General features: G+C 62.8%; 13 protein-coding genes, 1 tRNA gene and 1 pseudogene. 4 read left to right on the forward strand and 11 right to left on the reverse strand.

Annotated elements, in window-relative coordinates; all coding sequences use genetic code 11:
• The first annotated feature begins 116 nt into the window (after positions 1–116).
• Positions 117–1,109, forward strand: coding sequence for a class I SAM-dependent methyltransferase (locus J4F42_18010; protein ID MCE2487414.1), 993 nt, complete (start codon positions 117–119; stop codon positions 1,107–1,109).
• 17 nt (positions 1,110–1,126) lie between these two features.
• Here the strand turns inward: J4F42_18010 and J4F42_18015 are convergent.
• The 4 genes from J4F42_18015 to thiS all read right to left on the reverse strand — a co-directional run bounded on the left by J4F42_18015 (position 1,127) and on the right by thiS (position 2,885).
• Positions 1,127–1,199 (reverse strand) — tRNA-Thr (locus J4F42_18015).
• A 51-nt stretch (positions 1,200–1,250) separates the two neighbouring features.
• The gene (gene thiE, locus J4F42_18020; protein ID MCE2487415.1) at positions 1,251–1,862 is read right to left on the reverse strand and encodes a thiamine phosphate synthase; all 612 of its coding nucleotides are present in this window, start codon (positions 1,860–1,862) and stop codon (positions 1,251–1,253) included.
• A 17-nt stretch (positions 1,863–1,879) separates the two neighbouring features.
• Positions 1,880–2,653 carry a thiazole synthase gene (locus J4F42_18025; protein MCE2487416.1) on the reverse strand — a complete coding sequence of 258 codons (774 nt, stop codon included), beginning with the start codon at positions 2,651–2,653 and terminating at the stop codon, positions 1,880–1,882.
• A 31-nt stretch (positions 2,654–2,684) separates the two neighbouring features.
• Entirely contained in the window at positions 2,685–2,885 is a 201-nt protein-coding gene (gene thiS, locus J4F42_18030; protein MCE2487417.1) for a sulfur carrier protein ThiS, read from the reverse strand.
• 121 nt (positions 2,886–3,006) lie between these two features.
• Between thiS and purH the strand changes: the two genes are divergently transcribed.
• The 3 genes from purH (at position 3,007) to J4F42_18045 (ending at position 7,217) form a co-directional block, all read left to right on the forward strand.
• Entirely contained in the window at positions 3,007–4,593 is a 1,587-nt protein-coding gene (gene purH / locus J4F42_18035) for a bifunctional phosphoribosylaminoimidazolecarboxamide formyltransferase/IMP cyclohydrolase (protein ID MCE2487418.1), read from the forward strand.
• Between the two features lies 1 nt (position 4,594).
• On the forward strand, positions 4,595–5,869 hold the full coding sequence (gene purD / locus J4F42_18040; GenBank protein MCE2487419.1) for a phosphoribosylamine--glycine ligase: 1,275 nt from the start codon (positions 4,595–4,597) through the stop codon (positions 5,867–5,869).
• Between the two features lie 64 nt (positions 5,870–5,933).
• Positions 5,934–7,217 carry a DUF1015 domain-containing protein gene (locus tag J4F42_18045; protein MCE2487420.1) on the forward strand — a complete coding sequence of 428 codons (1,284 nt, stop codon included), beginning with the start codon at positions 5,934–5,936 and terminating at the stop codon, positions 7,215–7,217.
• Between the two features lie 41 nt (positions 7,218–7,258).
• Here J4F42_18045 and J4F42_18050 read toward each other — a convergent pair whose 3' ends face one another.
• The 7 genes and pseudogenes from J4F42_18050 to J4F42_18080 form a co-directional block, all read right to left on the reverse strand.
• Positions 7,259–7,621: a hypothetical protein gene (locus J4F42_18050; GenBank protein ID MCE2487421.1), complete on the reverse strand. Its 363-nt coding sequence runs from the start codon at positions 7,619–7,621 to the stop codon at positions 7,259–7,261.
• Between the two features lie 6 nt (positions 7,622–7,627).
• Positions 7,628–7,864 (reverse strand): annotated as a pseudogene (locus tag J4F42_18055) (RNA-binding protein).
• Between the two features lie 48 nt (positions 7,865–7,912).
• Positions 7,913–8,197 (reverse strand): RNA-binding protein, encoded by a 285-nt coding sequence (locus J4F42_18060; protein MCE2487422.1) that lies wholly within the window; start codon positions 8,195–8,197, stop codon positions 7,913–7,915.
• A gap of 191 nt (positions 8,198–8,388) precedes the next feature.
• The gene (locus J4F42_18065; protein ID MCE2487423.1) at positions 8,389–8,937 is read right to left on the reverse strand and encodes a DUF4340 domain-containing protein; all 549 of its coding nucleotides are present in this window, start codon (positions 8,935–8,937) and stop codon (positions 8,389–8,391) included.
• Positions 8,934–10,346, reverse strand: a complete 1,413-nt coding sequence (locus J4F42_18070; protein MCE2487424.1) for a GldG family protein — start codon at positions 10,344–10,346, stop codon at positions 8,934–8,936. Before J4F42_18070 ends, J4F42_18065 begins: the two co-directional genes overlap by 4 nt.
• Entirely contained in the window at positions 10,328–11,059 is a 732-nt protein-coding gene (locus J4F42_18075; GenBank protein MCE2487425.1) for an ABC transporter permease, read from the reverse strand. The genes J4F42_18070 and J4F42_18075 overlap by 19 nt, the downstream gene beginning before the upstream one ends.
• A 61-nt stretch (positions 11,060–11,120) precedes the next feature.
• Complete coding sequence (locus tag J4F42_18080) at positions 11,121–12,089, reverse strand: ABC transporter ATP-binding protein (GenBank protein MCE2487426.1); 969 nt, start codon at positions 12,087–12,089, stop codon at positions 11,121–11,123.
• Positions 12,090–12,124 lie beyond the last annotated feature (35 nt).

Consider the following 12,124-nt stretch of genomic DNA (forward strand, 5'->3'; position numbering starts at 1 on the left):
GACCGCCGGGACTTGGTGCGGATGAGTCTGGCCGCCCGGCAGCGCTACCACAGCTGCCCGACCTGGGACGACAGCGCGCGCCGCATCCGTCAGTTTCTCTTCAGCCTGGTTGGGCCATGACCCGTTCTCCGCGCTACTCCTACCCCCGCTACCTGGCGGCCAAAAAGAGCCTGGACGACCGCTCGCTCAACCGTCAGGTGTGGCAGCGTTTTACCGAGCTGCTGCCCCGGGCCAGTCAGGACCGGCCCCTGCGTCTGCTTGAGGTCGGGGCCGGTATTGGCACGATGATCGAACGAGTTCTGGAAAAACGGCTGCTGAGCCGGGCGACCTACACCGCCATTGACGCCGACGCGGCCAGTATCGGCACGGCCGCCCGTCGCCTGCCGGGCTGGGCGGCGCAGCACGGATTGCGTGTCAGCCCAGCGAGGCCGCCCGGCTCGTCCTCTCAGGAGCGTGGCTGGCGGCTACGCTTGCAGTCCGGCCACAGCGCTGAGCCGGATGCCGTCCGGGCTGTGACGGTCGAGCTGGAAGCCGTGGAGCTGTCAGCCTTTGTGTGTCGTGAACGGGGGAACCAGACCTGGGACGTGCTGCTCGCCCACGCCTTTCTGGACCTGGTGGACGTGGCCTCGGTCTTACCCGAACTGGTGTCCGTGCTCTCACCTGGTGGGCTGTTGTACTCCAGCCTGACCTTTGACGGGGCGACGATTTTTCAGCCTCAGCTTGAGCCCCGGCTCGACGCCGAGATCGAGGCTCTCTACCACCAGACCATGGACCAGCGGCGCATCGCCGGGGCTCGGTCTGGGGGCAGTCGGGCCGGGCGGCAGCTGTTCGGCCATATGCGGAACGCCGGGCTTGAGGTGGTAGCGGCCGGCAGCTCCGACTGGGTGGTGTTTGCCGGGCCGGACGGCTATCCGGCCGACGAGGCGTATTTTCTGGGCTGCATTCTTGACACGCTCGAGACCGCTCTGGACGGCCATCCCGAGCTTGATACTCGGCGCTTTGCCGACTGGCTGGCCCGGCGGCGCGCTCAGCTTGAGGACGGCTCCTTGGTGTATATCGCCCACCAGCTGGATCTGCTGGGCCGCCTGCCGAAAAAACCCCCTGCCTGAGCAGAGGGTTTTTCAAGAGCCACCCATCGGAGTCGAACCGACGACCTGCTAATTACGAATCAGCTGCTCTACCAACTGAGCTAGGGTGGCAGAATGGACAGGCGCGTCGATGAAGAGGGATAAATGACCGCCGACACAATGTCAATCGGCCTTGTCCGGCGGGCCGAGTCGGGTCAGCAACTCGTGTGCCGCCCGGCTCGGCTCGGCCGCCGCGCTGAGCGCCGAGATGAGGGCGATGCCGTGGGCGCCCGCGCGGCGCACAGCCGCAATCCGGTCGGCCTGTATACCGCCGATGGCGAAGACCGGAACCGGGCTGTGGCGGGCCGCCTGGCGCAGACGCGCCACCCCCTGGGGCTGGCCGTAGTCGGCTTTGGAGGGAGTGAAATACACCGGTCCGAAGACCACAAAATCGGCTCCCTGGGCGGCCGTGATTTCGTCCGGCGAATGGGTCGAGACACCGATCAGTTTGCCTGGGCCGAGTAGCTGGCGGGCCGTGCTGACCGGAAGAGAGGTCTGTCCGAGGTGGACCCCGTCGGCACCAGCCGCCAAGGCCACATCGAGGCGGTCGTTAATCAGCAGCCGGGCCGCATAACGAGCGGTGAGGTCACGCAGCCGGACGGCCAGCCGGTACAGCTCCCCGCCCTCCAGGTCTTTCTCGCGCAGCTGGACGGCGCGAACGCCGCCGTCGAGGGCGGCCTGGACGACATCGTACAGGGGCCGACCGGCCGTCTGGCGGCGGTCGGTGACAATCAATTTATTCGCGGAGACCCTTATTCGAGGAGACCCTGGAGGGGGCTTGAGGCTGTGGCGTACAGCTTCTTGGGCATGCGTCCGGCCAGGAAGGCTTTGCGTCCGGCCTGAATACTCAGCTTCATGGCCTCAGCCATCAGGATGGGATCTGTGGCCGCAGCAATCGCCGTGTTCATCAGGACCGCGTCACAACCCATTTCCAGGGCTACCGCAGCGTCCGAGGCCGTGCCCACCCCGGCGTCGACAATCACCGGTACGGTGCTGTGTTCGCGGATGATCTGGATGTTGTAGGGATTGCGAATCCCCAGCCCCGAGCCGATTGGGGCGGCCAACGGCATGACCGCAGCGCAGCCCATGTCTTCGAGTTTTTTGCACGAGATCGGGTCATCGTGGATATACGGCAGGACGACAAAGCCCTCCTTGACCAGTACCTGGGCTGCCTCCAGGGTGGCCGGAATATCGGGAAAGAGGGTCTTGTCGTCACCGATGACCTCCAGCTTGACCAGATTGCCGACCCCGGCCTCGCGGGCCAGACGGCAGGTCCGAATCGCGTCGTCCGCGGTATAACAGCCGGCGGTGTTGGGCAGAATGGTGTAGGTGCCGGGATCAATGTAGTCGAGCAGATTCTCCTTGGTCGGATCGGTGATATTCACCCGCCGCACCGCAACGGTCACGATCTCGGCCCCCGAGGCTTCGATCGCCCGTTTGGTCTCGGCAAAATCCTTATACTTGCCCGTCCCGACGATGAGGCGCGACTGGTACTCTTTGCCAGCAAGAATGAATGGGTCATGCATGGTCCATCTACCCCGTTGTGTGTTTCCGCGCTTATCCCCCGCCCACAAAGTTGACGACCTCGACCACATCGTCGGCCTGAAGGCGCTGCTGGTCATACTCGGTGCGGGGGATGATGTCTCGATTCACCTCGGCGGCAATGCGCTTATGGGTAAGACCCAGATCGTTGACCAAGTCCGCCAGCGTCCAGCCGTCCTGACACTCGCGCTCTTCGCCGTTAAGGACGATCCTCATAACCGCCTCACCATATGCCTTCGCCTGGAGATTGACAAGCCATACGGACCGTCCCTGGACAAGCTGCGGGGCTTTTGTTATTCCCCTCACACATGCGCAGCCAGACAACACGGAGAAGCCTATGCCGAGCGTCAGCCGTGCGCTGATCAGCGTCAGCGATAAACGCGGAGTGGTCGAGTTTGCCCGCGGCCTGGTCGCCATCGGTATTGAGATTGTGTCAACCGGCGGCACCGCCCGGGCGCTGACCGAGGCCGGTGTGGCGGTGGTGCAGGTCGAGGACTTTACCGGTTTTCCGGAGATGCTTGACGGACGGGTCAAGACCCTGCACCCGCGCATCCATGCCGGGATTCTGCACCGCCGGGACGACCCCCAACATGTCCGGGCGATGAACCAACACGGCTTGCAGCCGATCGATCTGGTGGTCGTGAATCTGTATCCGTTCGAGCAGACGGTCGCCCGCCCCGACTGCTCGTTCGCCGAGGCGATCGAGAATATCGATATTGGCGGACCGTCTCTGCTACGGGCCACGGCCAAGAATCACGCCCACGTCGGGGTGGTGGTTGACCCGGATGATTATCCTCGGGTGCTGAGCGTGCTCCAGACCGACGGCGTCCTGTCTGCCGAGCACAGGCTTGAGCTGGCCAAAAAAGCGTTTCGACTGACCGCCCGCTACGACGCGGCAATTGCCGATTATCTGGGCGGGCTCGACGGCGATGAGGACACGCCGTTTGGCGACACCGTTCACTTCCAGTACGTCAAGGCCCAGGACTTGCGCTACGGCGAAAACCCGCACCAGCGCGCCGCCTTCTACCATGCCCCGGAGATTCGGGAGGCGTGTATTGCCAACGCCCGCCAGCTGCAGGGCAAGGAACTGTCGTTCAATAATATCGTCGATGCCAACGCGGCCTTTGAGTTGCTGCACGAGTTTGAGCAGACTGCGGCGGTGGCCGTCAAGCACACCAACCCGTGTGGCGCGGCCACGTCCGAGACCTCGCTGGCCGAGGCTTTCCGCAAGACCCGGGCGTGCGATCCGGTGTCGATTTTTGGCGGTATTGTCGGCTTCAACCGCGAGCTTGACGCCGACACGGCCGGGGAGATCCTGGACCTCTACCAGCACGGATTTCTGGAGATCGTTCTCGCCCCGGGCTTTTCCGCTCCGGCGCTGGACCTGCTGGCCTCGTCCAAGCGTCTGCGTAATATCCGACTGCTCGAGATCCCGGCGCTGGCCAATCCCCAGCCGGCCCGCTTCGAGGCCAAGCCGGTGGTGGGCGGGCTGCTGCTTCAGGAGCGCGACCGCGGTCGTATCCGGGTCGAAGACTGCCAGGTGGTGACCCAGCGCCGCCCTAGCGCCGAGGAGTATCGGGCGCTGGACTTTGCCTGGCGGATCTGCAAGCACGTCAAGTCGAACGCCATTGTCCTGACCGGACCGGATCAGATCGTCGGGGTTGGGGCGGGTCAGATGAGCCGGGTTGATTCTGCCAAGATTGCCGTGTCCCGGGCGCGGGACTTGGGGCTGGAGACCCGGGGCTCGGTAGTTGGCTCGGACGCCTTCTTTCCCTTTCGGGACGGGCTCGATGTCACGGCTGCGGCCGGGGCGACGGCGGTCATTCAACCCGGCGGCAGCCTGCGCGACGCTGAGGTCATCGCTGCGGCCGACGAGCACGGCATGGCGATGATCTTTGCCGGCATGCGCCATTTTCGGCACTAGCATGAGAGTCCTGGTCATTGGCGGCGGTGGCCGTGAGCACGCGCTGGTGTGGAAGATTCACCACAGCCCGCGGGTGTCCCGGCTCTACTGCGCCCCGGGGAATCCGGGCATGGACGGCTTGGCCGAACTGGTCGCGCTCAGGCCCGAGGACATTCCGGGTCTGGTGCGCTTTGCCCAGGACGAGCGCGTCGACCTGACTGTGGTCGGACCCGAACTACCGCTGAGTCTGGGTCTTGTTGACGCCTTTGAGGCGGTCGGCCTGCGCATCTTTGGCCCGCAGCGTCAGGCCGCACAGCTGGAGGCCAGCAAGGCCTTCACCCGCGAGCTGCTGCGCGCCCAAGGGGTGGCCTCGCCGGCCTTTCACTCCTGTACCGACCCGGACGAGGCGCGCCGCTATGCGGCCAGTGTCGGTCCCCCGCTCGTGGTCAAGGCCGACGGTCTGGCCGCCGGCAAAGGCGTGTTGATCTGTCCCACGCTCGAGGAAGCCGACGCCGCGATTGAGCGGATCATGCGCGAGCGGGCCTTTGGTGCGGCCGGCGAGCGGGTGGTGATTGAGGAGTTTCTGGAGGGCGAGGAAGTCTCTTTCCTGGCCTTGAGCGATGGCACGAGTGTGGTTCCGCTGGCGTCCTCGCAGGATCATAAGCGCGTGTTTGACGCCGACCGGGGGCCGAATACCGGCGGTATGGGTGCCTATTCTCCGGCTCCAGTCATCACGCCGCAGCTGTCCGCACAAATTGTTGATGAGATTTTATACCCCACCCTGCGTGGGCTGAGGCAGCGCGGTATTGTCTACAAAGGGGTCTTGTACGCGGGCTTAATGATGACCCGGGACGGCCCCAAGGTACTCGAATTCAACATTCGTTTTGGCGACCCGGAATGCCAGCCGCTGATGCTCCGCCTCAAGTCGGACTTGGTCGAGGTGCTGGAAGCGGTGATTGATGAACGCCTGGCCGAGGTGTCCCTGGTGTGGGATGCGCGTCCGGCCGTGTGTGTGGTGCTGGCGGCCGACGGTTATCCCGGCGGCTATGAAAAAGGGCTGCCGATCAGCGGCCTCGACACGCTCCGTGACTGGTCGGACGGGGTGGTCTTCCACGCCGGCACGGCAAAACAGGGCGACCGTTTTGTCACCAACGGTGGACGCGTCTTGGGCGTGACCGGCTGTGGTCGTGATTTCCAGGCAGCCCTGGCCACCACCTACGGCGCGGTCGAGCGGATCAGCTGGCCGGGCGTACACTACCGACGTGACATTGGTCGGCGGGCTCTCCAAGAAAGATAATTGTGATAACCTCACGCTATCCAGAAGAGATCACGATTGCCTTTTGCGCTGACTGACAGGACTCATGGCACACATTCGACCCTTTCGCGGTATCCGTTACAATCCGGCCGTGGTCGGCGACCTGCAAGCCCTGGTCTGCCCGCCGTACGATGTCATCTCCGAACGCCAACAGGCTCTGCTCCACAGCCAGAGCCCCTACAACGCGATTCATCTCGACCTGAATCAGGCGGCCGAGCGCTACACCACGGCGGCCGAGCTATGGCGCAGCTGGCGTGAAAAACGGGTCTTGATGCAGGAGCCGGAGCCCGCCCTGTACGTCTACAGCCAGGATTTCAGCCTGCCCGACGGCCGCCCGCGGCGGCGTACCGGGATCTTGGCTGCGGTCCAACTCGAAGAGTTTGCCAGCGGTGTCATTCGCCCTCACGAGCAGACCTTTGAGGACGCCAAAAAAGATCGCCTGGCTTTACTCGAAGCGTGCCAGGCCCAGCTCAGTCCGGTGTTTTTGTTGTACGCGCGCAAAGACTGGTCAATTGAACAGGTGCTGGCCGGGGAACTCGCCGAGCCGATCATCGCCGTCAGCGACGGACAGGCTCACCGACACACCGTCTGGCGGGTGACCAACCCGGCCCGGATCGCCGAGGTAGCGGCGGGTCTGGCTGCGGAGTCGCTGATCATTGCCGACGGCCATCACCGCTACGAGACCGCGCTGCGCTATCGCCGCGAACACCCCGGGGCTCCGCCCGACGCCGCGTTGCGCCACGTGCTGGCGTATGTGACCAACGCCGAGGACGAGGGGGTGGTGATTCTGCCCACCCACCGGCTGATTCACGACGCGCCCCTACCGAGTGTGGATGCACTGCGGGCCGTTTTTAGCCGAGACTTTCGACTCCGACTGTACCCTCGGGATCGGACGGCCGAGTTCTTTGCCGCCCTGGGAGACGGTGCGACCGACTCAGAGCGACGGATCGGCTGTGCGCTGGCCGGTGCCAGACACTACTGGCTGTTGTCCTTTGACGAGCGTATCCATCGGGGCTCGAACCGGTCTGCCGCGCTGCGGGCGGTCGACGTGACGGTGCTCCACGACGTGCTTTTTCAGCGCGTCCTGGGCTTCACGCCTGAGCAGCAGGAAGCAACAGTTTCCTACACCAGCAGCACTCAGGAGGCCCTGCAAGCGGTAGTCGAGCAGCGCTGTCAGGCCGCCTTTTTTCTGAACCCGACTCCATATGACCAAGTGCAACAGGTGTGTGACGGAGGGGAAACTATGCCCCACAAGTCCACCTATTTTTATCCTAAGCTCCTGACCGGCCTAGTGTTTTACAGTCTGGCGGCCGACGCTGGTGAGGGATAAGAGGCGGGATCTGGCGTTGCGACGGAAAAAGCGGACCTGGGCTAGAAACGCCGCCGTCCGCCGCCGCCCCGGCGCTCTTGCGGCCGGGCTTCATTCACTTTGAGCACACGTCCGAGGTGGGTCTGGCTGTCAAAGCGCTTGATGGCCGCTTCGGCCTCCTCTTTAGAACCCATCTCAACAAAGGCAAAGCCTTTGGATTGGCCGGTCCCGCGGTCCGTCACCAGACTGACACTGGCCACGGCGCCGGCTTCTTTGAGCAGCGTCTCAACGTCTGAGGCGCTGGCGCTGTAGGGCAGGTTGCCGACAAACAGGCGGGTTCCACGCGAACGTGGCGGCCCGCCCGACGATCGGCCGGAATCGCCCCCGCCTGAGCGTGAGCCTCTGTCTCGCGGCCCTCCACGCATCAGGCTGGCTTCGTTGACCACGAGGTTATTGCCCTCAACCTCGTGGCCGTTCAGAGCTGTTACGGCGGCTTGAGCGTCTTCGTTGTTGGTCATCTCAACAAAGCCGAAGCCGCGCGACCAGCCGGTTGCTGGGTCGGTGATCAGCTCGGCAGTGGCAATCGAACCGAATGGCGTGAACAAGTCTTCCAATTCGGGAAAGCACAGACGTGAGGGCAAATTTCCAACGTACAGACGTGTGCTCAAGACGACCTCCCTGCCTAGCGTCTCAGATCATACCGCGTCGCGGGTGTCTTACCAGCGTTCGCGACCCTCGCGCGGTCCGCGCGGTTCCTTGGGTTTGGCCTCGTTGACCGTCAGCGGCCGGCCGTTCAACTCATACTCGTGGAAGCGCTCGATGGCCGACTGGGCCTCTTGGTCACTGCCCATTTCGACAAAACCAAACCCGCGCGAACGGCCGGTGAACTTATCCATGATGATATTCACCGATGTCACTGCGCCCGACTGAGCAAAGAGTTCTTCGAGATCCTGATTGGTCGTGCTGAACGGCAGATTGCCAACAAAAAGTTTGTTTGCCACGTTTTCCTCCGTCGTGGTAAAAAAGGCCCGGGAACCCATGAGCGGGTTCCCAGGGCCTTTACTCTCGAACCAACTCACTCAGCGAATACATGGTCAATTAATGACCGCCCGCCACTGTAGCAAATTCTGTCCGGCGAAACAATGCAAAAGAACGGGGCATAAGACGCCGGTCTGAACGGCTACACTTTCGGCTAACTCTGGGCTTGGTTGGCGGCTGTAAACAGCTTGCGGATGTCCCACAGGACAACGGCGCCGACCAGCACAACCTGTGGCGCATCGTTGATCTGGGCGTACAGGCTGCTCTGGACCGGATTGCGGGTGCCGATCTGTAAGCGGCGCGTTTCCTGGCCGTTCAGCTGGAGGGTGATCGAGGCCTGGGGCGGCTTGAGGCCGTATTCGGCCAGCTCGTCCTCTATCCCTTCGACATTGCCGAGGTGGAGCAGCTTACCGAGATTGGTCAGAAAGTCCTGGACCGCTGCGGGCCGGACCGCCCCTCCGGTTACGGCCACCTGCCAGCCGTCCTGGCTGCGCTGGCAGACCAGGTGCTGCTGGTTGTACACCAGCTCGATCCGGGTGACCTCCTCTGCCGTAAAGTTGAGGGCCGGGCGTTCCCGGTCGGTCGCGGCTTGCGGCCCGCCGAGCGGCCGGCTTGCGGGAGCACTGAGATAGGTATAGCTGCCCAGGACCAGCGCAATCAGTCCCAGGAGTATGACCCGTCGACTTTCTGCTGACAGCTTCATCCGCGCTTTCTCCGTCGAACGGCCACAAACAGACCGGCGGCCAGAACCAGGACAGGTTCGAGGACGACCATCAACCAGAAGAAGCGATTCTTCTGCAACTCGGACAGGTACAAGCTCTGGCGGGGGGTCGAGACCCGTTTTTGATCGGGAATGCCGCCCGGGTTGCGACCCATGCTGATCAGCTGCTGGCGATCCAGCATCCAGCCGACCGTATTCATGAAGAAGTCAACATTACCGGGAATACGGGCATAAAAATTATTGACGAAGTCCGAGTCACCCAGCACGACCAGTTTGCCCGACTGCCCGGCACCGACCCTGGCGACCGCCGCGACCGGGATGGGGCCGCGTTCGTCCTCGCCCTCTTTGAAGTGCAGCCCCTCCTGTTCGGCCCGAGCCCTGCTCTTCAGCGCCCAGCTGTCCTTGCTGGAGAAGGCAAACGGCGTGGCTTGGCCGTCCTGAACGCGGACCGGGCGGGTGTAGGGCAGAATTGGCGAGCCACTCAAACGGCGGGGAAACACGTCTTCGGCAAAATCCGAGATAATCGGCATCAGCGGCTCTCCGCCGGCCACGCCGCGTTCTTCGTCAATCACCACGTCGTCGGTCAGGTGCAGTCCGAACCGGGCCAGGTAGGCCGACAGGTGGGGTACGGTAAAGGGGTCGAGCATCAGCAAGGCGTTACCGCCGGCTTCGAGATAGCTGGTCAGGGCCGTCAGCTCGGCCGGCGCCAGGTCGTCTTTGGGTCCGCTGACAATGACGAGGTCGGCGTCTGCGGGCACCTGCTGGGTCCGCAGCAGGGCCAGGGGACGGACCTGGTAGTTTTCGGTTTCCAGAACCTGCCGGACCACCCCGTAGCCGTTGCGTTCCTGGCCGTCGCCCGGATTGTTCTCGCCGTGGCCGACCAGGAAATAGACGATCTTCTGCGTCTGTGAGACGCGCAGCAGCGCGTTCAGCATGCGTTCCTCATCCACCATCGGCAGGGTGACCCGATTGTCGGCCGACTCCAGAACAACCGTCCCGTAGGCTGTGACCCCATAGCGCTGGGCCAGGCCCGGGGCACGGTCCAGGTCGTACAGCCGGTACTGGAACAGCGCGTTTTCGTGGTGCATCAGGCTGAGCAACTCGTCGTGCTTTTCGCGGTCGCCACGGCGGTAAAAGACGCTGGCCTGGATGGGAAAGGTGATGCCCTCCAGGGTTTGCACGGTGATGGGAGCCAGGCTGTATTTCTGGGTCGGGGTGAGATCGAAGCGGGCGTTCCAGCGGCCGAGCAGGCTGCCCAGCGAAAAGACGATCACCAGCACGAAGGCAATCTCAAGCCCCAGCAGACAGCCGCGTCGCACCGTCTCCGCGCCCGGCCACAGACCGCTCCCGGGGTCCGGAGCGGCCATATTTTCTAACGTGTCCCGCGCCATTTCCTCGACTCCGTGGAGCGTAGGGTGAGATACAGAAACACCAGGGTGACCATGACGAAGAAGAAGACATCCTTGGTATTAATCACGCCCTTGGCAAACGACTCAAAGCGGTCAAACAGCGAAATCCCCAGCAGCTCTTCCCCGACCGCCTCCTCATTCCAGGTCAGAAACCACCAGGAGACCAGCACCGCATAGGTCGACATGGCGCTGACCAGCTGATTCTCGGTCAGCGACGAAATGAACGTGCCGCAGGCGATAAAGGCCGCGCCCAACAGCAGGATGCCGAGATAGCCGGCCAGGGGCGGTCCCCAGGCAAAGGCGTGGATCGTTGACAACAGCAGGGGGTAGAACAGGGTGGCGGCGACCATCAGGAAAAATACAAAAAAACTGGCCAGGAACTTGCCCAGAATGATGTGGGAGTCCTTGAGCGGATAGGTCCACAGCAGCTCGATCGTCCCCAGCTTTTTTTCCTCGGCAAACAGGCGCATGGTGAGCAGGGGCAGGATGAGCAGGCTGAAAAAACGCACGTCCTGAAAATAGTAGAACCACAGCGAGGTGGTGATATCCATGAAGTCACCGAACAGATCGTAGAAGATCATATCAGTGTAGAAAAAGTACCCGGCCAGGACCAGAAAGGCCATGGACAGGGCGTAGGCGATGAATGAGCCGTAGTACAGCTGCAGCTCTTTTTTGAAAACGCACCAGAATTTCATCGTTTCGCTCAGCCTGACGGGCAACCACAGAGGGTTGCCCCTACTCGGCCACCACACGCCTCTACGTTTGTTCTCCCTGAGCCTGCCGGATCAGCTGCAAGTACATATCTTCCAGGGTTGGCTCCAGAGAGCGGAGTTCCAGCAAACCGCAGCCCTGCTTGAGGACCGCCCGACTGATCTCGGTTCGTATCTCCTCCCCCTGGTGTTCGACGATCCAGCAGCTCTTTCCGTTTGCTTGACCAGGTTCCTCATCCTGGTCGGGATGCACCTGCACCACGCCGGGCAGACGAGCCAGCACGTCTGGAACAGACTGAGCCTGGGCGCCGCTCACCTCGACCCGAATCTGACGGTTACGGCCCAGCTGGCTGCGCAGGGTGTCCAGGGATTCCGAGGCCAGAATGCGGCCGCGGTTGATGATAATGACCCGATCACACACCGAGCTGACCTCAGACAGGATATGGGTCGAGAGAATGACCGTTCGCTCTGATCCCAAGTCACGGATCAATTTGCGAATCTCCACCACCTGGGCCGGATCGAGACCAATCGTCGGCTCGTCGAGGATCAGGACCTGGGGTTTGTGCATCAGCGCCTGGGCAATGCCGACCCGCTGGCGATAGCCCTTGGACAGGTGGCCGATGACACGACCGCTGACCTCTCGCAAGCCGCAGGCTTCAACGACGGCGCCGACCGCGCTCTTGCGTTCGGAGCGGGGGACATCTTTTGCCTCGGCCACAAAATTCAAAAAGCTCCGAACCGGCAGGTCGGGATACACCGACACCCGTTCGGGAAAATAGCCGACCAGCTCTTTGACCTGGTGGGTGTGGCTGACGACATTATGGTCGCCGATGCTGGCCCGCCCCGAGGTGGGCGGAAAAAAGCCGGCCAGAATGCGCATGGTGGTGCTTTTCCCGGCCCCGTTCGGACCCAGGAAACCGATCACTTCGCCGCGGGAAACCTGAAAGGAGACATTGTCGACGGCCAGGATGGGACCGAAGCGCTTGGTCATATTTTCGACGCTGATCATACTCATAGGGGCATAACCTCTCAAACGGCGCGATTATTCCT

The sequence above is a fragment of the Desulfurellaceae bacterium genome (assembly GCA_021296095.1).
Taxonomy (GTDB): Bacteria; Desulfobacterota; Binatia; order Bin18; family Bin18; genus JAAXHF01.

Coding starts and splice junctions, on each gene's coding strand:
- thiS (MCE2487417.1), bottom strand. CDS start 2,885: ATGAGGATCGTCCTTAACGGCGAAGAGCGCGAGTGTCAGGACGGCTGG.
- J4F42_18065 (MCE2487423.1), bottom strand. CDS start 8,937: ATGAAGCTGTCAGCAGAAAGTCGACGGGTCATACTCCTGGGACTGATT.
- J4F42_18010 (MCE2487414.1), top strand. CDS start 117: ATGACCCGTTCTCCGCGCTACTCCTACCCCCGCTACCTGGCGGCCAAA.
- J4F42_18025 (MCE2487416.1), bottom strand. CDS start 2,653: ATGCATGACCCATTCATTCTTGCTGGCAAAGAGTACCAGTCGCGCCTC.
- J4F42_18070 (MCE2487424.1), bottom strand. CDS start 10,346: ATGGCGCGGGACACGTTAGAAAATATGGCCGCTCCGGACCCCGGGAGC.
- J4F42_18075 (MCE2487425.1), bottom strand. CDS start 11,059: ATGAAATTCTGGTGCGTTTTCAAAAAAGAGCTGCAGCTGTACTACGGC.
- purH (MCE2487418.1), top strand. CDS start 3,007: ATGCCGAGCGTCAGCCGTGCGCTGATCAGCGTCAGCGATAAACGCGGA.
- J4F42_18080 (MCE2487426.1), bottom strand. CDS start 12,089: ATGAGTATGATCAGCGTCGAAAATATGACCAAGCGCTTCGGTCCCATC.
- J4F42_18050 (MCE2487421.1), bottom strand. CDS start 7,621: ATGCGTGGAGGGCCGCGAGACAGAGGCTCACGCTCAGGCGGGGGCGAT.
- purD (MCE2487419.1), top strand. CDS start 4,595: ATGAGAGTCCTGGTCATTGGCGGCGGTGGCCGTGAGCACGCGCTGGTG.
- J4F42_18045 (MCE2487420.1), top strand. CDS start 5,934: ATGGCACACATTCGACCCTTTCGCGGTATCCGTTACAATCCGGCCGTG.